Consider the following 24277-nt stretch of genomic DNA (forward strand, 5'->3'; position numbering starts at 1 on the left):
CTGGAATGAGCCATGTAGACGCTAAGACACAACAAGAACTCAATAGCAAAGAACAACGCTACTCAGTAGTAAAACAGCAACTCGCCACCAAAATTGATAGCGAACGCATCATCACAGACGATGCACAACGTCTGGCTTATGGTACCGATGCCAGTTTCTATCGACTCATTCCTCAGATCGTTCTAAGACTCAAAGATCTCAATGAGGTGGTGTTCGCTATCCAATGCTGCAAAGAACACAACGTCCCTTTCACGTTTCGTGCGGCAGGGACTAGCCTTTCAGGGCAAGCGGTATCAGACTCCGTATTGATTGCTCTTACTGACGACTGGCGCGGTCATACCATTATCAATGATGGCGCACAAATAAAACTGCAACCTGGTGTCATTGGCGCTGATGCGAATAAATATCTACTGCCTTTCCAACGAAAAATCGGGCCAGATCCAGCGTCGATCAATACGTGTAAAATCGGCGGAATTGCAGCTAATAATGCCAGCGGCATGTGTTGTGGTACGGCACAAAACTCATATCGTACTGTTGAAAGCATGAAATTAGTGTTCGCAGATGGCTCAATTTTGGATACGGGGAGTCAACAAAGTATTGAGAGTTTTAAACAGACCAACCCGAGTTTGATTGAAGGACTCAAAACATTAGCCGAAGAAACGCAAGCCAATAACGAACTGGCTAGTAAAATTGCCCACAAGTATCGATTAAAAAACACCACTGGGTACGCTTTAAACGCACTCGTCGATTATTCTGATCCTATCGAAGTCCTTGAGCACCTTATGATTGGTTCAGAAGGTACATTAGGTTTCATTGCTGAAATTACTTACAACACTGTTGTAGAACATGAGTTCAAAGCCTCTACTTTGCTGGTCTTCTCTAACATTGAAGAAGCAAGCCAAGCTGTGACAACGCTATCGAGTACCCCAGTCGCTGCCGTGGAGATGATGGATGGTCGAGCGCTGCACTCAGTAGCCGACAAACCGGGTATGCCAAGCTTTATTCAGCAACTCGACCTAGAAGCAACCGCTCTGCTTATCGAAGTCCACGCCTCAGACAAAACCACACTGGATGCTCACACTACGAAAGTGATGGCATCACTTTCGGATTACACCATTATTGAGTCGGTGCCATTTACCCTTGACCCGAGTACTGTCGCAACGCTCTGGGGTATTCGCAAAGGCATGTTCCCTGCTGTTGGTGCTGTGCGTGAAGTGGGTACCACCGTCATTATTGAGGACGTTGCATTCCCAGTAGAAAATTTGGCCGCTGGAGTTCGAGATCTACAACAACTGTTTGACAGATATCAGTACGATGAAGCCATCATCTTTGGCCATGCGCTTGAAGGCAACTTACACTTTGTCTTCACTCAAGGTTTCGATAGCCAATCGGAAATCGAACGCTATGGTGGCTTTATGGATGATGTGGCTGATTTAGTCGCAGTAAAGTATCAAGGTTCATTAAAAGCCGAGCACGGTACAGGGCGAAACATGGCGCCTTACGTCGAGCTTGAATGGGGACAAGAAGGCTATGCCTTAATGCAACGCATCAAGACCTTGTTCGATCCTCAAGGATTATTGAATCCGGGCGTCATCATCAATGACAACCCACATTCGCACATCGAAAACCTCAAACCTATGCCCGCGGCCGACGATATTGTTGATCGTTGCATCGAGTGTGGCTTCTGCGAACCCGTATGCCCATCACGTACCCTCACCCTTTCTCCTAGACAACGTATTGTTCTATTCCGGGAGCTGCAACGTCGCCGAGCCAATGGCGAATCAACTCAAGCTAGCGAGCTAGAAAAGGTATTTGAGTATCAAGGCTTGGATACCTGCGCAGCAACTGGTTTATGCGCTGATCGTTGTCCTGTCGGTATCAATACAGGGGAATTGGTGAAGAAGCTGCGTGCTCCTAAGTATGAGAAGTTTCGACCCATCGCAAAATGGACAGCTGATCATTTTAGTGCGACAACCACTATCGCAAGGTTTGGCCTTAAGAGCGGTCACGTAGCCTCTAATCTCCTTGGGGCGCAACGAGTGGCGAATATCGCCAGAGGAATGCGCTCAATCACTAAAGACGCCACACCTGCATGGCTCGCAGAGACACCAAACGGAAGTCACTTCGATCTTGAAAAGGCGCTCAATGACAAGCCAGCAGCAAACTCAACAATAAAGAAAGTCGTATATCTCCCATCGTGTGCAAGTCGCAATATGCAAACTCAACCCGCAGCAAGGGATCAACGCTCGCTAGAAGAGGTGACACTGTCACTTATTTCAAAGGCTGGATTTGAATTGGTTACGCCTAAAAAACTGAGTGACCAATGTTGCGGTATGCCCTACGACAGTAAAGGCATGGTGGATATAGCAAAACAAAAGAGTCTTCAACTTGAAGACGCGTTATGGGAAGCCAGCAAAAACGGTACATACCCTATTCTCATGGACACCAGCCCATGCGCAAAACGCAGTATTGAGCAATTCACCAAACCCATGACCATTGTTGAGCCAGTCAAGTTTACCCACGATTACTTGTTAGATACTTTGGCATTGGCGCCGATAGACGAAACTGTGATGCTTCATGTTACCTGCAGTTCTAGACGTATGGGTTTAGAGCAATCAATGTTGAATCTCGCTAAGGCTTGCGCCAGCGATGTGGTGTTACCCGAACACATTCAATGCTGTGGCTGGGCAGGAGACAAAGGTTTTACCACTCCAGAGCTAAATGAAGCAGCGGTTGCTCCGCTTAAGCAGCAAGTTCCAAGTGGATGCACACGAGGCTTTAGCAACAGTATTACTTGTGAAATAGGCCTGTCTCATCACAGCGGTATTCCTTACCAATCCATCCTCTATTTAGTGGATGAAGTTGCCCAAACTAAATAGCAAAACGCCCCTCACTAATGAGGGGCGTTTCTTTAATTATATCCCACATGCCAACTACGCATAGCGAATGTCCAAAGACGTCAAAGTGCATGAGCACACCTTGTTTCGCCCTGACTCTTTAGCTTCATAAAGCGCTTTATCCGCTCGCCCAACCAATGAATCCCATGATTCATCATCGACAAGCTGAGCAACACCAAAACTGCAACTAATAGAAAATTCTTCACCCTTGATGTTTCCGTACTTTTCAACTCGAAGGCGTAGTTGTTCAGCTAATGCTCGCGCTTGATGCAAATCCATGTCGTAAAGCACCACCATAATTTCATCCCCACCAAATCGAAACGTCGTATTGCCACCATTTAACGAATCTTGAATGATATCTGATACTTTGCGAATTACTTTGTCTCCAGCGATATGTCCGTATCTGTCATTGATCATCTTGAAGAAATCAATATCAAGCATAATGACACTCACATTGGTTCCCCGAGCAAGCTGTTTTGGTAAATCTTCTTCAATGTAAACTTCAAGAGCTCGTCTATTACCGAGCTGAGTTAAGGGGTCAAAATAAGAAAGTGCGTTAATAGCTTTCACTTGTCTGCCATTGATCATCCACAACATACTGAAGCTAATAGAAACGATGAGAAAAATGCTAAGTAAGAAAGCCATCGAGTGTACAAACCCAGCGTCCATAAACTGCACGATTGCCTCCCCCGAAATGGCGTAGTAACTTCGATAAACCATGAAGCTGCCATACAGCACAAACGTCAACACCATGGTTCTTACTGCAAGAGGTAAGTCTTGTTGCTTTCCGACTGACATAACTCTCGCCGACACCAGAGTAACTAAAGCTAAATAGCTCGTTATAGCCACAATTCGGTTCTCAATAGATGCTTGGTAATAGGTAAAATAAACAAAAGACAAAAACACCAAGGGAATCGTCGTCATACACCAATAAGAGTATTGCAGCTTGGATTGCCTAAACTCACATAGGCTATGCAGTATCATTTGAAATGCACAGGCAATCAGCATGTTAGCCGTAATGACCGTGAGAAACTCGGGCAAAAGCCCGCGAAAGCTTATCAAAAGCGGTCCCGTTCCCATTACCAACAAAGCCAATGAAAACATAGTCAAACCCGCAACCTTTTGCTGAGAACGTTGATAGAGCAGAAGCCCGATACAGTAGACGCAACTAAAAAGTATAATGATAAAATTAAGCGTCCTCATATCGAGAGAAAACGCATCCATAACCACCGCCCGAAGTACTATTCCTTATCAATTAACAACAATTCATTCATCAAACAAATTGAATATACTCAGGGATACTAGAATAAATAGGCCGGTTTTGTCTGTGACTCATAGGAAATGAGATCCACCTCACTAATAAAGATGTCATTAGATTGATCAAATTATCGCTTCGACTTTCAACACGGTATCCACTTTCAGCCGAAATTGCAGAATCCTTTCACTATTCGCACGCAGTATTTACTTGGCTTGCACGTTATTGACAACCGTTTTAGGCATCTAGGGTTGAATAGGCGGCGATTAAATGAAGAGGGAACCTACCTTCTCGATATTGCAGGGGTTAAACAAATAATGAACTTTACACAACAGGATACCGAAGCACTTTATCGGGTCTGGATGTCTCAAAAGGCAAAGATGCATATCACGCAAATGGAAGTGGCTAAACGTTTGAATTTGAGTCAACTTGAACTATCCAACCGCCTTAACGGAAATGTGCCACTAGATACCACTTTTATAGACCGATTTTGTAAGCTGCTGCACATTGATCCAACTTACCACCTGCCATCTCTTCGCGGCTCAGTCGAGGCAGTGTCTAGCACTGCTCGCCTTTATAATACGCGCCTCACAGTAGATGGCGACATCACTAACATTCGTGTCGATGGAAATCAAGTAACGATAGAGTACCGTATCTAACTGTTATTTCATTGTTTCCACTACACTAATGTCCAGCCGTCTTCTGGCTGGAACAAGCACCGAAGGGGGTCACTCCCCTTCAACCTGCTTAGTTAGAAACCTGAATTTGCATTATGGCTCACTAAGCAGCGCTACACATTCGTTGTATTTGGGTCGAGGTGTTTTCTTTTTCTTCACTACTACTTTCTCGGGCTTCGAAGCTTTTTTCGCGGGAATATACGGTTTCCAAGAAGCTAGCTCCGCACCACAGCCATCTCCGGGTGGAGGCGCATTTTGCGCTACGCATTGCTCATCCCCTTCTGGACAATGCAACCTTACGTGAAAATGGTAATAGTGCCCCCACCATGGCCGTACCTTTCGCAGCCAGTCTCGTTCTTTCCATGACACTTCGCACAACTGCTTTTTAATTAGAGGGTGAACGAAAATTCTCGCGACACGATCGTCAACCGCCGCAACCTGAATCAATAATGAATGATTACTGGTCCATTTGTCCTTTTTGAAACGATACTTGTCGATGTCGACCACCGGATAGGGTTCTGGGTCTTGCAATTCTTGCTTTGAAAGTGGCTCATTAGGTAGTCGTAACCAGATATCGGCGTCCAGCCCAGTTTGATGACTGGCATGTCCTGATGTGAATCGCCCCCCTCGTGGCATGGCAATATCCCCCACCAGAAGTTGCCCCATGCCCAGCCGATCGACCTTGCTAGCTAGATCGGTTAGGTAGCGGATCATATCTTGATGCCCGTAATAACGGTTACGCTGAGCACGAATGACCTGATATCCAGTGCCATCTAGAGAGAGCTCTTCTCCCCCAGCTAAACATCCGTTGGCGTAGCTGCCAATTGATGAGGAAGCGCCTTTACTAGGAACCGTAATTTCATCCCAAGAACGGTCAAGCGCATAACTGCTGATTGGTATTAGTAACGACAGCAACAGTCCATATTTCATCATCATGTTCCCCTGCATTCCATACGAAACTAGAACAGACCACTAAAAGCATAGTGTGAACCCGATACGATTGCCTGCTCACATTCGAGAATAAAGTAAATGAGAGAAAAGACTTGGCTCGTGATCTCAATCCGAGTAGTGGAGCGAATTTGATATACAGAAGTTGAAATGTTTCACAAATGTAAAGAAAAACAGCTTTATTGTGCTGGTTATTATTGAAGCCGAAAGAGTAACGCGCTAAAAATAAGGAACTCAATTGCCCTAATGACAATTGTGTAACTGTATAAGTCGTCATTCCTTTTTTGAGGCTGCCACCTTTTTCGGGAGTGACGACTTTGCTCTTCCTACCGATGAATCCCTTTAACTAAAACGCGCCACATAATCAATAACTCTGCTGCGATACTCTCGCTTCATGGACTCATCAATAAAACTTGCGTCAATGGCGTTAATTGTCAATTGCGCCAGTTCTTGGTGGGTCATATCGTGCGCTTCACTTACCGCTTTGAAATTGTCTGTCATATAACCACCAAAATAAGCTGGGTCGTCTGAGTTAATAGTAACCGCGACACCTTTGCGAAGTAGGCTCACAATATTGTGCTGCGACATATCATCAAATACACACAGCTTGATGTTTGATAGTGGGCAGACGGTTAACGGCATTTTCGTCTCAATAAGACTCGCAACGAGTTCGTCACTTTCCACACAGCGAACACCATGGTCAACCCGGCTTACGCCTAATAGCTCTATCGCATCAACGATGTTCTGAGCAGGCCCCTCTTCTCCAGCATGAGCAACAGTCAAAAAGCCATGTTCTTTAGCCATTTTAAACACACGTGCGAACTTCTCTGGTGGATGGCCTTGCTCAGAAGAATCCAGCCCCACCCCTACAATCAGATCTTTGTGTGGCAAAGCTTGTTTGAGCGTCTCGATGGCAGAATCTTCAGAAAGATGTCTTAAAAAGCACATAATGATTTGTGAGGTAATACCCAGTGTCGTTTCACCGTCTTGCAATGCACGGTGAATACCTTTAATCACCGTCTCAAAGGCTATCCCTCTCTCTGTATGTGTTTGAGGATCAAAGAAGATCTCGGTATGAATAACATTATCCGCTTTACAGCGCTCCAAATAGGCCCATGTTAAGTCGTAAAAATCTTGTTCGGTAATAAGAGCATTCGCACCTTGATAATAAATATCGAGAAACGACTGCAAGTCTTCAAAGTCGTAGGCCGTGCGCAGTGCTTCAGGTGAGGCATAAGGAAGTGAGATACCATTTCGTTGTGCTAGTTTAAACAGAAGCTCTGGCTCTAATGAGCCTTCGATATGGAGGTGCAACTCTACTTTGGGAAGATCTTGAATAAATGCGTTCATATTCCACCTATTATGATTGTTGTGGGTGCACTTACTCTAAGTATAGGAATAATTTGAGGTAATTTTCGAACGCCAATACAAAGAGCAAGACACTAATGTGATCTTGACTCTTCGTAATCAGCACTTTGCGGGAGCTGGTAGAGACCCCCAAACCATATCATTGGGGTTATACGAAGCAAACGATTGGTATTGTACACGACCGTCACTTACGTTCAATAGTCGCGAGGACAAACAAAAACGGTGTCACATTGGACACCGTTTTTCATCAACTTGTTACCATTGAGCTTAGTCTTCAAAGCTGCCCGTTGTTGCCAGTTCTTTGAACCACAAACCGTGTTTTTTCGGAATTCGGTCACCCGTTTCTAAATCCAAACGATAGAAGCCATATCGACGCTTAAACGAGTTTAACCAAGACCAGTTATCGATGAATGTCCACTGATGAACACCAAAACAGTTTGAACCTTCTTGGATTGCTCTGTGCAGCTGAACTAAGTGCTCTTTCATCAACCCTGTGCGGAATGAATCGTCAATCAGTCCATTCTCACCCGGTTCACCTTCTGACTCGACGTCCATAGCAATGCCGATTTCAGCTAAATACCATGGGATATTACCGTAGTTTTCCTGAACATTTTTAGCAATATCATAAACGGCAGTTGGTAAAATCTCGTTATTATCACGATAAGGATTGAATCGGCCTTCTGGATTCACATAGTTCTCAAAATAAACTTCTGGCGTAAAGTAATCCAAGTCATAGCTCGCTTCACGTGCTTTCACGCGACGTGGAACGTAGTAGTTCACACCTAAGAACTCAACTTTTGCTGACGTGATCTGTTCTATCTCTTCCGGCGTCGTTTCCGGTGTGACGCCCTGTTCCGCCAGAACTTCACAAAGCTCTTTCGGAATCTCATTTTTAACCATAGGGTCAAGGAAACTGCGGTTAAACAGTAGGTCGGCATACCATGCCGCTTTCTTGTCTTCTTCGCTGTCATTGCGCGTATAGGACGGCGTCAGGTTAAGCACGATACCAATCTGTGAGTTCTCAAGCTCCAGCGCATTGAAGCGATGAACTGCTTTTGCATGAGCAAGAATGATATTAAACGCGACTTGCACCGCCAACTTGCCATCTTTCTTACATGGATAATGGAAGTCATACAGATAGCCGCCTTCTACCGGAACAATAGGCTCATTAAACGTGATCCAGTACTTCACTTTATGACCGAACAGTTTGAACGCTGTCTCGGCATAATCGGCAAACATATCGACCACTTTTTTCGATTCAAAACCACCGAATTTCTCTTGCAGCTCAGCAGGCATATCGAAGTGATATAGGTTCATCATTGGCTCGATGCCATTAGCGATCATTTCATCTAAGTAGTTGTTATAAAATGCCACTGCGTCCTGACATACTTCGCCCGTTTCATAATCTTTGATCAGTCGAGACCACTGAATAGAAGTACGGAACGAGTTAAAACCAACCTTCTTCATGTTCTGAACATCTTCTTGGTATCTGTGATACGTATCCGTCACCGTCTCTGAGCTAATTCCACGGTAAAAACGCTCAGGGCTCTTTTGATGCCAAAGATCCCAAATAGAGTCGTTTGCTTTATTGGTAGAGCCTTCTGTCTGAATGCCAGACGCAGCTGCGCCCCACATAAAGTTCTGTGGAAAAGTGTACTTAGTCATGTTGCTAACCTTGTGTATTCAAAAAATGTTTCAATGCCCCAATCAAATTGGCATCGTTGCCAAATTGGGTCAGTTTTGGATTTGGACGGACTTTCGCTAAAGGGTGTTGCGCCAATATGGCATCCAGCTTTTGATTAAGCTTGTCGATCAAACCCGAACTGCGACTGATAGCACCACCTAAAAGGATGTATTGCGGATCTACTGAGTATTGGACATTGATAAGTACGGTTGCCAAGTCAAAATACCATTGCTCAACGGCAGCGATAACTGCCTCATCACCTTGTTCGTAAAACTCAAAAACTTTAAGGCCATCTAACTCTTTTGGTGATATCTCTTTAGCGCGAGCGGTTTGTTCAATGATGCCCCGCGTTGAGGCCAAATCAGAGTATGTTAATGGTTTCCCTTGTTCAAAACGCAAAATGCTATAGCCGAACTCTCCACCATGAAGATGATGTCCTTTTAGGATATGACCTGATTTGACAATGGCGCCGCCGACACCAGAGCCTAGTACCAACAAACAAAAGTCGTTTGACTCACTGGCTGCGCCTAACCAATCTTCTGCTAGTGCAGCGCAACAACCATCATTCTCAAGCTCTGTCGGTAGTCCAAAGCGTTCTTGGTATAGCGACTTAACATCAAAACCATGGATGTAATCGAGTGCACTTGAGCCTTCGATCACACCCGTTTCAACGTTCACAGCGCCACAAGTGCTAACAGCTATACCTGCTATCGCGTAATCGTGTTTCAGCTGTTCCAACTTGGGAGCTAAAGAGTCTAACCAAGCGTTATAAGACGCTACTCGGCTTGGCAAAGAGAAGCGTTCGAAAATCTTTGCTTCCTGATTCATTACCGCACACTTTACCGATGTGCCTCCAAAATCTAAGACCAGATAGTAACGTTCAGTCATCGACGTATTTTTCCTGTCAGACTATGATAATGAGTGTAAGAACGCAGCGCCGCGTACACCGGAAGAGTCACCATGAACACTCTTCACTACCTTGGTTTTTACCGATTTAGTAAACGTATACTGAGATAGCTTATCTTGGACCAGAGGATAGATTTCATCGACATCAGACATTCCACCGCCTAGTACTATTACCTCGGGATCAACAAAATTCACCACGTTAGCGAGTGTCCTTGCTAACTGGTCACAGTAGAGCTCCAAGTGCGCAATGGCTCTGCTATCACCCGATGCATGTAACGCCATGATTTGCTTCGAATCTGCTGGCGAATGCTTTTCTGAGAAGGTGCGACCAAACCCAGTACCGGAAACAAACGACTCAGCACAGTTCATCGACCCGCAATAACATTTAACCGGTTGACCATCAATTTCTGGACTGTAGTTAGGCAGTGGATTATGGCCGATTTCGCCACCTAATCGATTTAGCCCCGTGACAATGCCGTTATTGATAATAACGCCTGAACCGCAGCCAGTACCTATGATTACGGCAACACAAGAGTGCTTGGCCTCCTTGGCAGCCCCATCCTTAAACTCCGATAGCGCCAAACAGTCAGCGTCATTAGCAATGGCAACTGGTACATCGATTTGTCTTTGAATGTCACCGATAAAGTCATGGCCGTTTAGCACAGTGACATTCGCGCCTTGCATTAGCCCATCATTACCGACTGAGCCACAACATCCAATACCAATAGATTCTATTTCACCCTTCTCTGATACTGTGTTAATTACTGACATCACAGACGCGAGAAAGCCTTCATACGAACCAGTCTCTGTCGGTTCACGATGCTTCACAATGGTTTGATAACTAGCAGAATCGAGTGCAACACCTTCAATTTTAGTGCCGCCAATGTCCAGTCCTACGATCATGATGGATTCTCTCTAAAGTAGATTGCGCCGAATTAAACCCAGCGATTTACTTTACTTAATCAAATTTCATTGCGGATCTAAAGCACGTGTCTGTTAAAACCTCGGCGTCGTCACAAAAACTATATACTTTTCATTTTTAAAACTATATAGATATCACCAAGACATACTCATTCGAAGTTATTGAACGACTCTTTCATTTTTTCCCCCTCTAGATTGTTTCATTACCCGCCTATAGTTGATATCAACAAAGGAGGTCAGCGATGACACTGGTTAGAACAATTGAACAAGTCATTCCATCTCATGCCACATCAGATGGTGATGGTGTAAAAATTCGCCGAGTACACGGCTTCGATAATGCGGCATTTTCACCGTTTTTAATGATCGATGAGCTTAAGTCCGATGACAAAAAAGACTATGTGGGCGGCTTTCCTCCGCATCCACATAGAGGTATAGAAACGCTAACCTATATGATGAAAGGTCACTTTCAGCATAAAGATCACATGGGCAACGTAGGCGAATTACGCTCAGGCGGAGCACAATGGATGGCAGCAGGTCGAGGTGTTATCCATAGTGAAATGCCAATCATGGAGGAAGGTGACCTACACGGATTTCAAATTTGGATCAATCAGCCAGCCAAAAATAAAATGACACCGGCGCAATACCATGACTTTCAACCAGAGACCATTACTGAATATGAACAACAAGGGAGTGGCTTAATTCGTCTACTCTCCGGTGAAATCAGGGTAAATGGCTCCCTACTCGCTGGGCCACTGACGAAAACTGGAGTCCCTGCAACAGTGGCAGACTGGCGCAGCAATCGAGGAGATTCGGTAAGACTAAACGTCCCTTCAGAACACAATATGATGCTTTACGTTTACAAAGGAGCTGTGAGTGTTGCGGATAAAAGTTTGAAAGAAGGCGAACTTGCACTAGTTTCAAAAGGAGAAGCAATGGAGATGACAGCGAGTTCCGAGTCCGGGGTATTAGTCTTTGTTGGTGAGCCAATAAATGAACCCGTCGTTCACTACGGACCTTTTGTCATGAATAGCATGCAAGAGATTCAACAGGCGATTAATGATTATAATTCAGGCGTATTCGATACTTACTAACCAATCCGAGTTGAAGATTTTAATTTGACACCCCAATCCACTGCCTGTGTGTCACGCATCGACGAGATCGTCGATGCGTTCTTTTTTCTGACGCAATTTAATATCGAGCCAGACGCAGCGATACTGGTGCTTTACATTGTAAATCTCTATAGGTATTCACACAGGTATGCAGTCGCTTGTTCCACTTTTAGATCAAAGCTAGAGTCACCAGCCACATTAAAATGTTCACCCGACGAATACGTCTTCCATTCTTCTTCTCCAGCAAGGCGCACTGTTAACGCTCCTTTCACTACCGTCATTTTTTCAGGGGCAGCCGTCCCAAACGTGTATTCACCTGCAGCCATCACACCAACACTGCTGTCGCCATCTGCTTGGGTAAAACCCAGTGATTTCACAGAGCCTTCGAAATAGGTGTTTTCTTTAATCATCTTTTTTGACTTCCTTGTTAGTTAATCATCGTAAAAGCATGGTTTTACCTCACAAATTGCCGTAAAACAAGAGAATGATCAATTGCTAAGATCAATTGGTATAAACGAGTAACATGATTTAACAAGGTTTTGATATGTCGGACAAAGCAACTCGAGTACCCACTCATCGCATAAGTCGCTTAGGAAAGTTGGCGTCTTTGGCCACACGTGTGACGGGAGCAATGGTGACGGAAGGCGCAAAACAATTAGCTCAAGGCAAGCGCCCTGTCGCAAAGGATTTATTGCTCACCCCTGGCAATATCAAGCGAGTGGCCGACCAACTAGCGCATTTGCGAGGCGCAGCAATGAAAGTAGGACAGCTCATGTCTATGGACGCAGGCGACCTCATTAGTCCTGAGCTTGCAGAAATTCTTGCTCGCTTACGATCCGACGCTTCCCCGATGCCCGCCAAGCAACTTGCAGCTGTGCTAACTCAAGAGCTAGGGAGCGACTGGAAACATAATTTTGTTGAGTTTAATTTTAAACCTATAGCCAGTGCCTCTATAGGCCAAGTTCATCAGGCTCACTCTGATGATGGCACTAAATTGGCTATCAAGGTTCAATATCCAGGCATCAAAAAAAGCATCGATAGTGATGTCGACAACGTAGGTACTCTGCTCAATGTCGTCGGTTTGATCCCGAAAGGCGTCGATTATCGTGGCTTACTTGAAGAAGCAAAAAAACAGCTTCATGCTGAAGCAGACTATCTTCTTGAAGCTGAGCTTCTAGAGCGCTATCGCGACTATCTAGGTGACGACCCAGATTTTATCTTACCCACAGTGCAAAGAAACCTCACCACTGATAATGTACTGGCTATGACTCATGTATCAGGCATGCCCATCGAGTCTCTTATCAATGCAAACCAAAACACTCGAGACCGAGCAATGCGGCTACTGTTGCAATTGCTTTTCAAAGAGATATTTGAATTTAAATTGGTCCAAACTGACCCAAACTTTGCCAACTTTCTGTTTAACTCGGAGCAACAAAAAATCGTATTACTCGATTTTGGAGCTACTCGAAGCTACAGCGACAATATCAGCAACGGATATCGCCATGCGTTCAGTGCGATTTTAGATGCCGATACAAAACGACTGGACGCTGCGTTGCAGCAGATTGGTTTTTTCAATCAAGACATTCTTCCAGAGCAGAAAAGTGCAATCTTTGACCTCGTCACCTTAGCTTGTGAACCGTTAATGACATCTGGCCTCTATGATTTTGGTTCTAGTAATTTAGCGCAGCGCTTGAGTCAAGCTGGTACAGTGCTTAGCATGGAAAAAGACTACTGGCACACACCGCCTGCTGATGCTCTATTTTTGCACCGTAAAATTGGTGGACTCTATCTGTTAGCGGCCAGATTAAAAGCAAAGGTAGACGTGCAAGACTTGTTTACGCCTTACATTCTCACCCAGCCTTAAAGTGCAAACTCACAAACAACAATGTGTTACAAACAATCGATACATTTATAAAACGGCACGTTTTATTCTTAAGTAATCGTCACAATTGCCGATACCATTTGAAAGCCCACAAGGAAGTGCTTGAATGACAAAACTAGGCAGAACATCCAGCAACAATGACTCGTTAGTATTAATTGTCATTTTGGTGATTTCGATTATGCTAGCATCTGCTTTGGGGTATGCTTTCTACACTAGCCATCAAAATCATATCTCGCCTAGCCGCGTGTATGGTAACTGGATAGAAATCGGAGCTCCCAAACAAAGCACCGAAATTTTGACCTTTACGGATTATGGAGCTTTGCGTAACCACAGATTGATAGCAACTTCTTTCGAATTTGATGGTCGAGTCGTCAAGTTGAAAACAGGCAGTGGTTTATGGGTTTATGAACGAGTGGGCACTCCTAGGTCACCGCAGTTACGCAGAATCTCCCCTGCTCTACCCCCACAACGATTCATTTTTGAAGGCTATGAACACACAGTACCGATGGATGGCTATAACCCAGGGCAAAATCGACGTTCAGCGCTTAGGGAACATTTCTCCACTAAATAGCCCTTTGGCAGCAGGTTCGGTAAACCTTTTTCTCCTAAACTACCTAAGCCTGTGAAAAACAATGTCTTTGCATTACATTATGACAGAACCCTGAATTACAACGCTTGATAGTTTACTATGATAGCGCCATTTACAATTGACCCAGCTTATAATATGAAGTTCACATCCATAAAAGAATCTAAGATTGCAGGCATGCTCTGTCTTGCAGCATTTGCTTCCCTAACATTCATCATTTCGCTGGTGTTTTTTCCTAGTCATCTAACATCCGTTGTTACAGAGGCAATTGGAGCGCTGATGCAAAACCTTACCTATTCTGCCGGGCATCAAGGTTTTCTGATTTCATTAGCTATACTCATGGGGCTTATTGCGTGGCATCGTCGTCAAGCGACTAACAATCTACACCTATTGATTCAGTTGGGATTACTGCTTGTTCTGAGTTTCGGAGCAAAAACCTTCCTTAAAGAATTTACTCAAAGCCCGCGACCTTACACGGAAACACTCGCAGAGCTTCATGTCATCGACTCACCACAGAGCTTCTACAATCTCACCGTTGATGAGAAAAATGACAGGATTCATCAAGTGGAAGAACAGGTTAGTGAATGGCGTACTAAGCACTGGATTGGAGAGACTGACTATTCGTTTCCATCAGGTCATACTATTTTCGTTTCTGTATGTGTGCTGTTTTTTGGGGGGCTTTTCGCAAGCCAAGGCCGTTATGTACTCGCTTCATTGGTCATAGTATGGGGCGTAGGCGTGGCAGCAAGCCGTTTGTGGTTAGGCATGCATAGACCTGTCGACCTTTTTGCTTCGATGTTATTTGGGCTTATCCTCTATATCATCATACCTTCTCACTACCCCTTGCTCGACAAGGTGCTGTTCAAGATCAAAAATCGCTAGAGACTGCAATAAATTTCCATTATTATCGAAATACTGATTTTGGAGAGTGTTGTATGCAAATAGAAGTCGCTGCGAAAGCCCTAAAAGAACTTGGCCATGTTACTCGCTTGGCGATATACAGACAGGTTGTGAGAGCTGGACACAAAGGGACGCCTGTCGGTGAGATCCAAGATCGATTGAATATCCCAGGGTCTACGTTGTCACACCATATCTCAAGCCTAGCATCGGCAAACCTTATTCAACAGCGCCGAGAAGGAAGAACGTTATATTGCGTTGCCAACTATGAACACTTAGAAGGTGTGATTAGCTTCTTACAAGATGAATGTTGTATTGACGAATCTTGCTAAACCCTAACTCAAGGCCTTACGTTTACGTAAGGCCTTTCTTCTTATAATTAAGACTTCGCATCATTAGTCCTGACTTTACTTAGCGGTAATCCCCTTAGGTTCGTACAGTTTTACTACTACCACAGGGAGATGTGTCCATGCGAGCCTCAAAAGTGGCCGATTATTCCGGTCGAACACTTCTTATTCTGTTTATGGTGATAACGTTCAGTATCACTGCGATTGCTGTGTTATTAGTGGTCGATCATGAAGCAGAGAAAACCATTGCTAAACTTCAGTCCAATAGTGCAAAGACTGAAATCCAAGCGGCTAAGAACTTTATGGATCAGTTTTTTATCGCGACCGATATGCATATATCTCACCTAGTTGAAGAACCTGCCATTATCGCTGCAGTTAGCGGTGACGAATATCTAGGTGACCACCAGCATCACTCTCATAATGGCCATTCTCATGGCACTAACACGACTCCGACTGGACCAGATGTATTCAAGCACCTCCATCAATTTCATCTCTCCAATGTTGAAGTAAAATTCTGTTTGTTTAACTCATCAGGAAGTGTTGTTTTTAACACACTTCCTCAAGAAGGACCGATTGAACAGCGACTAAAGCTGCTAGAGGTTATCAAGTCTAATGCAACTAGAGAAACGGTTTACCTGCTGAAAGAACACAACAATCAGAAAATCATTAAGTTCTATAAGCCTATTTACGTTAACACCCAACTTCGAGGTGTTGTAGTAGGGGCGTTTCCGTACTTCAACGAAAGCTTTTTCAGTAAGCTAAGTAGTAACAACTCCCGTTGGTTTTCTTTGACACAACCCGGTTCTAATTGGCTAGAGACACCACCAGAGGGGAATTGGAAAACGGAGAGTATTCGGTTAGCGAAGTCCAATATCTCGTTAGTCTTTGGGATTAATAATGCAGCATCAGATTTACAGCGAGACGAACTACTTAGTAGCCTTGCTATTGCATTAGTCATAGCCCTTTTTACCAGTTCAATTATTGTCTACATGTTCGGACGTAGGATGATAATTAATCCGTTCCAAAAGCTTGAGCAATCTCGAGCGAAGTTAACACAGCAGACTGAATTACTAGCAATAAAAGAACGCGAGGCAAGACGTTTAGCCAACGTTGTTAAACACACTCGTGACGCGGTATTGATTACCGATAAGCAAGGTCGTATCGAATGGGTTAACCAAGCTTTTGAAACCATGACGGGATTCATAAAGGAAGAAATTATAGGCATAAAACCCGGCACTCTTTTACAAGGTGAAGGTTCAAATACAGAAGCCATCGAGCAATTAAGAAAAGCGGTGCAAACTCACCGACCGACTAGAGTGGAGATCCTTAATTTCTCAAGAACAAAGCAACCTTACTGGGTCGATATAGAGCTTTCGCCAGTATTTGACTCTCAAGGAGAGCTAGATAAGTTTATTGCGGTCGAACGCGACATCACCGCCACCAAACAGCTGCAAGAAAAGCTCGAAAATGCCGTCGTGGCCGCTGACTCGGCAAATATCGCCAAAACGCAGTTTCTCGCCACAATGAGTCATGAAATTCGTACGCCAATGAATGGAGTACTAGGCATGGTGCAAGTTATGCTGTCAGAGACAAATGATCAGCAACAAAAGGAAAATTTGTCACTTATTCTGGAGTCCGGCAATCACTTGATATCCATACTTAACGATATTCTAGATCTCACCAAAGTGGAACAAAACAAAATCGAGCTAGAAAACCGTCCTTTCACTATCGAACAAATAATTGCCCCATTACGTTCTACTTATCAAGCCGTATGCCAGGAGAAAGGAATTGACCTCAATATTGATTGCCATGTTGACTCTAAGATAACGTATCTTGGAGACCGTAGTCGCGTAAGACAGGTTTTATACAATTTACTTAACAATGCCATCAAATTTACCGAGCAAGGAGGAATAACTGTCAAAGTCACTCACAATGTTTCCCACCCTTCACTATTACACTTTTCCGTGCAAGATAGCGGCATCGGAATTGAGCCAAATGCGCTAGAGAGAATTTTCGAACCCTTTGTCCAAGCTGATGCTTCCACGACTCGACGATATGGTGGTACAGGACTCGGCCTAGCGATTGTTAAACAACTTATAGAGAAGATGGGCGGCACGATCCATGCGACCAGCAAAGTTGGTCAAGGAACGCGGTTTGACTTCCAGTTTGAACTTCCAATAACGTATGGTGAGCGCATTACATTAGTAGGCCACAAGGCACACCAAAGCCCCCCTCTCACAACGCAAAATATTCTCATTGTTGAAGACAATCATGTTAATGCTCTTGTCGCCCGTAAGTTGTTAGAGTCAGAAGGACATACAACCAGCACCGTCACCAATGGTGCGATGGCATTGGAGGCGCTAAGTGAAAACAAATATGACCTTGTATTGATGGACAACCATATGCCAGTTATGGACGGTGTAGAAGCCTGTTCACGTATTCGAAGACAATTTGGAACTGATTTACTAATCTTTGGATGGACTGCTGATGTTTTCGCTGATTCAAAGCAGGCGTTTATCGACGCTGGTGCTAATTGTGTTCTGCACAAACCACTTAAGAAAGACGAACTGTTTGATGCCATTATGCAATTTTCTGATACTCAAGAGCATAATCGCTATAAAGAATAACCGCGACAGATTGTAAATTGGACGAGTCTGAATGTTATGTAACGCCAGATATTCATTGATATAGGCTAATAGCAAAGGACTCATTCTATCAATAATCCACATATAGCATGACATTCTGTCCTATTTATTACCTTTCAATATAAAAACAATATTATCAACAGGTGCATTTACCTCTCAAATCATGTGGTTATATTCACCTATAGAAAATTTAATTTGCATCACAAATATAACTCACCATTGGCTAAAAATAACGCAACTAGCACGTAAGGCATTATATTTAATGAGAAATATATCTATTAGTTCGTTAAGATGCATCTAAATAATATTAATAACCTGCTTTCATTCATCAGCCAAATGGAATTTGGTCTAATTATAAGTTGGAGAGGAAACCTTCAGTGAAACTGAACAATCTGTCTATTCGTACTAAGCTGCAAGCTATTGTCATCTTCGCAGTTTTAATTCTATTTTCTCTTGGTACATTTAATCTATTAATACAAAAAGATGCGAGCTACGAGTAAAGAAAAGAGCAAGTCCGTTCAAATGTGCAAATCACCTACGAGATTGCGAAACATTATCAAAAACTCGAATCTACGCTTGGCAAACAAGCTGCACAACAAGCTGCGATAGATGCAATTAGCCAAATTAGATACGACGGCAGTAACTATTTCTGGATAGCGAGTGCTTCTAATACAATTGTAATGCACCCTACTCAGCCACAACTTAACGGCACTAGTACAAACACCTTGACAGATTCCAGAGGAAATCATTTTTGGCAAGAAATGTCATCCATTGCTAAAACCACAGGCAGTGGTTTTCTTACCTACTACTGGCTAGGTCCGGATGGTGAGGAGTCCGAAAAGATTTCATTCGTAAACTATATCCTGGAATGGGACTGGATTATTGGTTCAGGCGTCCAAACCTCTGATATTGATAAAGCGTTTCAGAGCCAACTTATAAAAGAGCTTATCGTAGACTCCGTAGCAGCACTTGTACTTATCGTCATTTGTTTGGTTGTTGCACGCAATATCATCAAACCCATTGAATCACTTGTAACGCAGGTTCATAAAGTCGCAGATGGCGATCTCACGGTCGATATGAAAACAGAACGACGCGACGAAATTGGTTATTTGAGTAACGAACTGAGTCGAATGATGGACAAACTCAAAGAGACCATTAGTGCTGCCAAACGTTCAGCGGACTACTCTGGTCAATTATCCAGTAGCATTGCAGCAGCAAGTGAAGAGACGTCAACGAGTATAGACTCACAAAGCCAACAACTTGAGCAACTTGCTACCGCGATGAATGAAATGTCATCAACCATTCAAGATATCGCGGGTAACTCTGAAAGAACATCAGCGACCACAGAGGAAAGCAAAGACTTTGCTGCTCAAGGTAGCCGAAGCATGGGGTATACACTTAACAACATAGCTGGGATCTCCGATGACATCTCCAGTACCTACCAGTTAATGGAAGCGTTGAAACAAGGCGTCAATGATATTAGCAATGTCGTCAATGTTATTCATGAGGTCTCGGAGCAAACCAATTTACTCGCGCTTAACGCAGCGATTGAAGCAGCACGAGCTGGTGAACAAGGGCGCGGCTTTGCTGTGGTGGCAGACGAAGTCAGAAACTTGGCAAGCAGAACCCAAGAGTCAACAGCTCAAGTACAAACTACCATCGACAAACTCAATGAACGTACCGAAAGCGTGCTGTCTGTTATGGCTTCAAACCAAACTAAAGTGACAGAGAGCGTGGATCTTGCTTCGCAAACTCAAGACAAACTTGATACTGCTGTCGCTAAGCTCAACGATACTTATGACATGGTGGCACAAATTGCGGCAGCAGCAGAACAGCAAGGAACGGTTGCAAATGAAGTGAATGAAAATGTCAGCATCGTGCATATGTCGATTAGCGAAATACGTCAGGCGAGTCAGAGCCTTGCGGAGCAATCTCAATCTATGGCAGCAGCATCTGACGAGCTGAATCACAAACTCTCTTACTTCCGGGTCTAAAACCCAAAAAACGCTCCGTCTAAGATGGAGCGTTTTTCATTATCAATTGTTAAGCTCAGTTATTTTTGGTTATACACCATGATAAAAGTGATGGGCACTGACGTGGCTATTGACGGCAATCCTGCCACCTCACGTAACTTTTCAATGCCAGCTTCTAGTCCAAAATCTGATGCTTGCACAATCACAGGATCCGTCGAGACAATGGCGATCTTGTTTTCAGTCAATCGCATCACCGTTAGTTTGGCTGCGTAAGTTTTCTGCACGCCATGTAGATCCACGGTAAGGTCATTAACAATTGAGTACACTCCACCAATTTGGCTGTTGTCCAGTTGACTCATATCGACCACAGTGGTAATCGTCGTTTTGGCAAACTCTGCGACATTAAACAACATCGTTTGCATGCGTTCGTTACGAATAGGAATATTGGTCTCAACACTGGATAGGTCAATAACTACCGTAGCTTTACCATCATCGCTGATGGTCCCCGTCATTGAGGAAAAGTGATGCACTTCACTAACACTGTTTTTCTTGGTCGACACAAATTTTAATGACGAGTTATTGCCATCTAACATCCATTCGGCCTGCACTGGAAGCACGACTATGAAGGCCAACAACATGGTTACCATTCTGACTATCATTTTTTTCTCCTAACTGATCACTGACCTAGTTAGGTTTAGTCTAACCTACCGAGAAACGCCATTTTGCTTACCGCGAACCTGCATAATCGCCACAATCTCTCATTGTCCCATCGTTCTCACTATTCCCACGATGGTTCTCACATTGCGAATTTCGTAAGAATCAATTCTATTGCATTGAAATATATAGGATTATTACTAGGCATCGAATTTGCTTACCTCTGAATAATTCGCCTTTAAACATAAAAATAGAGGAATAAGCGATGAGAACAAGGAACGTCATTACACTAGCCAGTTTACTCCTACCATGGCAAGTTTATGCGCTTTCTGTAGCAGATTTAACCTTCGAGTCTGGCGCGGAGGCATCAAATTATTCAGCTAAGGGAAAGCCGAGTAATTTATATTCTGTTGCAGACACGTTACCTCAAGACGTATTGACCAATGTCTACTCCATGCTTCCAGAGGGTAGTGTCGTCAACAGTGCTTTCATTGCACCAGATAAATACTCAAGCATCGATATTGACGATGAACTAAACGGGGCAGAATATGCAACCGCCCGTATTACCTTCCTTAACGAAGGTGCTGGATATCGAAACAGCCTTGGCTATTTTGTTTTCGACACTGACAACCCTCCTACCGATAAAGACGATATTGATGCCCACATTATTGTCTTTCCCAATGCCTCAAAACCTGGAGAAGGAGAAATGCAAGAAGGGGATACGATTGACCTCGACGTACAACTGACTGCCAATCAAACACTCGCCTTCTTCTTGATTCCGAACGGCTGGGGCTGGGAGGGGAGCTACAACAATATTGCTAACTTTGGGAATTGGGGAACACCTTTTTATAGTTACCCAGCTTTGAATCCAGAAACTACCATGGAACACAGAAGGCATAACGTTGCTTTCCTTGATGTTCAAAATGAGTTTTTGGTATTGAGTTTTGAAGATATAAAACGTCCATCTGGCGATAACGACTTCAACGATCTCATCTTTACCGTTGAAGTCACTCCTTTTGAAGCCATTGATGGCGTCAACAGTGATGGTACAACCGACTCCAAATATGAAACTCTTGTTCAAGAAAACGATCCTGACATTTCTATCACCTCGGTCTATCCCAGTTCAGATTCTATGGCCACTATCGCTTTTGAAGACCGCTGGCCATTAATGGGGGATTACGATTTCAATGATGTGGTGTGGAGCTATAAGATTACCGAGCAAATCAATGGACAACGCGAGCTGACCAACATCACCATCGACTACACACTGCAAGCTATGGGTGCTGGCTACTCTAATGGGTTTGCGCTCCAATTACCTAACGTCGATCCAAATAACCTTGCTTCGGTTGCCTTGACGAAAAATGGACAAAGCGTCACCCATACTGTTCAACAAGCGTCCAACGACGAAACTATCTTCATCATAGCCGAAGACTTACGAGCAGAGTTATCCGCGTTAGGGGGATTGCCTCTCGGTTGTCATTTCTACAAAACGGATGACACGTGCCTGGCGATGCAACAGGGCATCAGTTTGTCTTATCAACTTACTGTTGAATTAACCAATCCTGTATCGCGCGACCTAATTGGTTACCCGCCCTATGATCCTTTCATATTTGCCTCTGAAGGAGAATATCATGGTGATTTTGTTCAGACACCACCAGGTATGTCTTGGCAAACACACATGAAGGCATTCGGTGGTACAAGTTTTATGGATAATGCATTATTCGGACTTCATGATGACCGCTCTGGCGGAGCACAATCGTTTTTATCAGAAAACAATATGCCTTGGGTGATTAATATTCGTGACCAATGGGAACACCCAAAAGAGCTGGTTGATATTACCGTCGCCTACCCTAACTTTCCTAACTGGGTCACGAGTGCTGGAGAACAAGATAGCGATTGGTACAACTACGCTAGCGCAAACCAAGTAATCTCAAGTTCGGAACAGTAAGGAGTATCCCATGATAAACCCAATAAAACCTCTCACTCTTTTTGCTGCCCTAGCCTCAGTTGTTGCTTGTGGAGGCGGTGGCGGTGGCGGTGGCGGTGGCGGTCAAGATACTGCGAACACAACTCCAGCAAAACCCGTTGAAGCCCCAACTGAAACACCAATTGAACGAACTGCAGATCTTGTTGCAGATAGAACATTTTCATTCGATGTTGGCCAGCTAATCACACTGTCAATTGATAAAGGTAATGCAGGAAAAGGCGCGTTGCATGTCTATAGTCAAGCCGCACACACTTTTGAAAATGGAGATATCGCTGCGGATCCAACTTCACGAGTAACGACCATCTATCCAGCAGAAACCGATGAAGTCACACTGCAAGTTAACAACAACTGGACCAAGATTTACGCTCAATGGGTGCCAATGACAAGTAATGAACAAGAGCAAACCTGGACTATTGACTTGAACCAAACCCAGAACGCTTACCATCTAGCTTTTTGACTAGGCTTGTATTGGGCTCAGCTGAATTTCTGAGCCCATATATCGTTTGGTTTGGTTTGACACTTCATTCATCACCATAGGCTATCGATAATAGTATTGATAACCATTATTGTTTGAGATACGATTGCGCTCTTTTGTTTCTCCCTTTCAGAATGAGCCAATCAATGAAATCACTACTCGCTAAAGGATTAAGCACGGTTTTTCTACTTTCGTTCGCTCTTATGGGTGCATCTGCACATGCACAGAGCCAACGCGTCATAACCGACCAACAAGGCAGTATCACCATCAAAGGCACGCCAACCCGAGTCATCGCTCTTGAATACTCGTTTGTGGACGCTTTAGCTGCTGTTGGTGTGTCACCGGTGGGCGTCGCTGACGACAAGAACATCGAGCGAATTCTTCCAGAGATACGCGAACTGATTAAACCTTGGCAATCAGTAGGAGTTAGGCCTCAACCAAGCCTAGAAGCAATCTCACAGTTAAAGCCAGATCTCATCATTGCCGATGCTGAGCGCCATAGCACGATTTACAACGATCTTATGGCCATCGCACCGACGATATTGTTGAAAAGTCGCGGCGAAACTTACGAAGAGAACTTACAGTCTGCAATGAAAATTGGTGTTGCGGTCAATAAAGCCGATGAAATGGCAGCACGTATCGAAAAACACCATAAAATCATGGATCAATACAAAGCCAAGCTTTCTTCGAATGAGTCGTTTCAGTTTGCTGTGGTAACCGATAAAGGTATGTGGCTTCATGGTCCAAACTCATATGCTGGGGGTGTGATTACTGCGCTTGGATTACATGGTCCAGCGGTGCCAAAAACCGACAAAGCCTACATTGAAGTCAGCTTTGAGCAACTACTCAAGATTAACCCTGATTGGTTATTGCTTGGTCCCTATAAGCCCCACACTGTTTATGATGACTGGCAATCAAATCCATTAAGCAAAATGCTGAAGGTAGAGAAAACAGAGCACGCCGTTAAGGTTTCTCCACAGCTCTGGTCATTAAACCGAGGTATTTTGGCAGCTGAAGGCATCGCCAAAAACCTCTCTGATATTATTAATCAACAGCACTAATTCAA

21 protein-coding genes, 1 pseudogene and 1 riboswitch are annotated in these 24277 nt (G+C 44.0%); of the genes and pseudogenes, 14 read left to right on the forward strand and 8 right to left on the reverse strand.

Going from position 1 to position 24277, the window contains the following annotated elements; all coding sequences use genetic code 11:
* Positions 1 to 5 precede the first annotated feature (5 nt).
* A complete protein-coding gene (locus tag MMA19_RS04145; protein WP_240205567.1) occupies positions 6 to 2879 on the forward strand; it encodes an FAD-binding and (Fe-S)-binding domain-containing protein in 2874 nt (957 codons plus the stop codon).
* 54 nt (positions 2880 to 2933) lie between these two features.
* Here MMA19_RS04145 and MMA19_RS04150 read toward each other — a convergent pair whose 3' ends face one another.
* Positions 2934 to 4001, reverse strand: coding sequence for a GGDEF domain-containing protein (locus MMA19_RS04150; protein ID WP_240205837.1), 1068 nt, complete (start codon positions 3999 to 4001; stop codon positions 2934 to 2936).
* A gap of 468 nt (positions 4002 to 4469) precedes the next feature.
* On the opposite strand from MMA19_RS04150, the gene MMA19_RS04155 reads away from it, so the two are divergent.
* Complete coding sequence (locus MMA19_RS04155) at positions 4470 to 4811, forward strand: helix-turn-helix transcriptional regulator (protein WP_240205568.1); 342 nt, start codon at positions 4470 to 4472, stop codon at positions 4809 to 4811.
* A gap of 111 nt (positions 4812 to 4922) precedes the next feature.
* Here the strand turns inward: MMA19_RS04155 and mepA are convergent, their stop codons facing one another.
* From mepA to MMA19_RS04180, 5 genes are all read right to left on the reverse strand, one after another.
* Complete coding sequence (gene mepA, locus MMA19_RS04160; protein WP_088879063.1) at positions 4923 to 5759, reverse strand: penicillin-insensitive murein endopeptidase; 837 nt, start codon at positions 5757 to 5759, stop codon at positions 4923 to 4925.
* Between the two features lie 360 nt (positions 5760 to 6119).
* Positions 6120 to 7127 (reverse strand): adenosine deaminase, encoded by a 1008-nt coding sequence (locus MMA19_RS04165; protein ID WP_240205569.1) that lies wholly within the window; start codon positions 7125 to 7127, stop codon positions 6120 to 6122.
* A gap of 94 nt (positions 7128 to 7221) precedes the next feature.
* Positions 7222 to 7321: riboswitch (purine riboswitch) on the reverse strand.
* 91 nt (positions 7322 to 7412) lie between these two features.
* Positions 7413 to 8810 carry a glycoside hydrolase family 1 protein gene (locus tag MMA19_RS04170; RefSeq protein ID WP_240205570.1) on the reverse strand — a complete coding sequence of 466 codons (1398 nt, stop codon included), beginning with the start codon at positions 8808 to 8810 and terminating at the stop codon, positions 7413 to 7415.
* Between the two features lie 4 nt (positions 8811 to 8814).
* Positions 8815 to 9717 (reverse strand): ROK family protein, encoded by a 903-nt coding sequence (locus MMA19_RS04175; RefSeq protein ID WP_240205571.1) that lies wholly within the window; start codon positions 9715 to 9717, stop codon positions 8815 to 8817.
* Between the two features lie 21 nt (positions 9718 to 9738).
* Positions 9739 to 10638 (reverse strand): ROK family protein, encoded by a 900-nt coding sequence (locus tag MMA19_RS04180; protein ID WP_240205572.1) that lies wholly within the window; start codon positions 10636 to 10638, stop codon positions 9739 to 9741.
* Between the two features lie 260 nt (positions 10639 to 10898).
* Between MMA19_RS04180 and MMA19_RS04185 the strand changes: the two genes are divergently transcribed.
* Positions 10899 to 11747 carry a pirin family protein gene (locus MMA19_RS04185; RefSeq protein WP_006074623.1) on the forward strand — a complete coding sequence of 283 codons (849 nt, stop codon included), beginning with the start codon at positions 10899 to 10901 and terminating at the stop codon, positions 11745 to 11747.
* 146 nt (positions 11748 to 11893) lie between these two features.
* Here the strand turns inward: MMA19_RS04185 and MMA19_RS04190 are convergent, their stop codons facing one another.
* On the reverse strand, positions 11894 to 12175 hold the full coding sequence (locus MMA19_RS04190; protein WP_006074622.1) for a pyrimidine/purine nucleoside phosphorylase: 282 nt from the start codon (positions 12173 to 12175) through the stop codon (positions 11894 to 11896).
* 134 nt (positions 12176 to 12309) lie between these two features.
* On the opposite strand from MMA19_RS04190, the gene MMA19_RS04195 reads away from it, so the two are divergent.
* From MMA19_RS04195 to MMA19_RS26600, 8 genes and pseudogenes are all read left to right on the forward strand, one after another.
* Positions 12310 to 13629: an AarF/ABC1/UbiB kinase family protein gene (locus MMA19_RS04195; protein ID WP_006074621.1), complete on the forward strand. Its 1320-nt coding sequence runs from the start codon at positions 12310 to 12312 to the stop codon at positions 13627 to 13629.
* A 124-nt stretch (positions 13630 to 13753) separates the two neighbouring features.
* Positions 13754 to 14218 carry a DUF2850 domain-containing protein gene (locus MMA19_RS04200; RefSeq protein ID WP_006074620.1) on the forward strand — a complete coding sequence of 155 codons (465 nt, stop codon included), beginning with the start codon at positions 13754 to 13756 and terminating at the stop codon, positions 14216 to 14218.
* A gap of 117 nt (positions 14219 to 14335) precedes the next feature.
* Entirely contained in the window at positions 14336 to 15115 is a 780-nt protein-coding gene (locus MMA19_RS04205) for a phosphatase PAP2 family protein (RefSeq protein WP_240205573.1), read from the forward strand.
* A 53-nt stretch (positions 15116 to 15168) separates the two neighbouring features.
* Positions 15169 to 15462, forward strand: coding sequence for a metalloregulator ArsR/SmtB family transcription factor (locus tag MMA19_RS04210; RefSeq protein WP_006074618.1), 294 nt, complete (start codon positions 15169 to 15171; stop codon positions 15460 to 15462).
* A 137-nt stretch (positions 15463 to 15599) separates the two neighbouring features.
* On the forward strand, positions 15600 to 18104 hold the full coding sequence (locus MMA19_RS04215; RefSeq protein WP_124941347.1) for a PAS domain-containing hybrid sensor histidine kinase/response regulator: 2505 nt from the start codon (positions 15600 to 15602) through the stop codon (positions 18102 to 18104).
* 395 nt (positions 18105 to 18499) lie between these two features.
* On the forward strand, positions 18500 to 18622 hold the full coding sequence (locus MMA19_RS26530; protein WP_261359874.1) for a hypothetical protein: 123 nt from the start codon (positions 18500 to 18502) through the stop codon (positions 18620 to 18622).
* 12 nt (positions 18623 to 18634) lie between these two features.
* Positions 18635 to 19057, forward strand: a pseudogene (locus MMA19_RS26535) (cache domain-containing protein); the annotation flags it as partial.
* Between the two features lie 12 nt (positions 19058 to 19069).
* Positions 19070 to 20116 (forward strand): methyl-accepting chemotaxis protein, encoded by a 1047-nt coding sequence (locus tag MMA19_RS26600; protein ID WP_346657526.1) that lies wholly within the window; start codon positions 19070 to 19072, stop codon positions 20114 to 20116.
* 59 nt (positions 20117 to 20175) lie between these two features.
* Here MMA19_RS26600 and MMA19_RS04225 read toward each other — a convergent pair whose 3' ends face one another.
* The gene (locus MMA19_RS04225; RefSeq protein WP_171389805.1) at positions 20176 to 20754 is read right to left on the reverse strand and encodes a YceI family protein; all 579 of its coding nucleotides are present in this window, start codon (positions 20752 to 20754) and stop codon (positions 20176 to 20178) included.
* 260 nt (positions 20755 to 21014) lie between these two features.
* Here MMA19_RS04225 and MMA19_RS04230 point away from each other — a divergent pair, with 260 nt between their 5' ends.
* From MMA19_RS04230 to MMA19_RS04240, 3 genes are all read left to right on the forward strand, one after another.
* Positions 21015 to 22697, forward strand: coding sequence for an LruC domain-containing protein (locus tag MMA19_RS04230; protein WP_240205575.1), 1683 nt, complete (start codon positions 21015 to 21017; stop codon positions 22695 to 22697).
* Positions 22698 to 22707: 10 nt separating this feature from the next.
* Positions 22708 to 23193 carry a hypothetical protein gene (locus MMA19_RS04235; protein ID WP_236110712.1) on the forward strand — a complete coding sequence of 162 codons (486 nt, stop codon included), beginning with the start codon at positions 22708 to 22710 and terminating at the stop codon, positions 23191 to 23193.
* Between the two features lie 164 nt (positions 23194 to 23357).
* Complete coding sequence (locus MMA19_RS04240; RefSeq protein WP_198559121.1) at positions 23358 to 24272, forward strand: Fe(3+) dicitrate ABC transporter substrate-binding protein; 915 nt, start codon at positions 23358 to 23360, stop codon at positions 24270 to 24272.
* Positions 24273 to 24277 lie beyond the last annotated feature (5 nt).

Origin of the sequence: Vibrio sp. CyArs1 (assembly GCF_022432925.1) — a bacterium.
Taxonomy (GTDB): Bacteria; Pseudomonadota; Gammaproteobacteria; order Enterobacterales; family Vibrionaceae; genus Vibrio; species Vibrio mediterranei.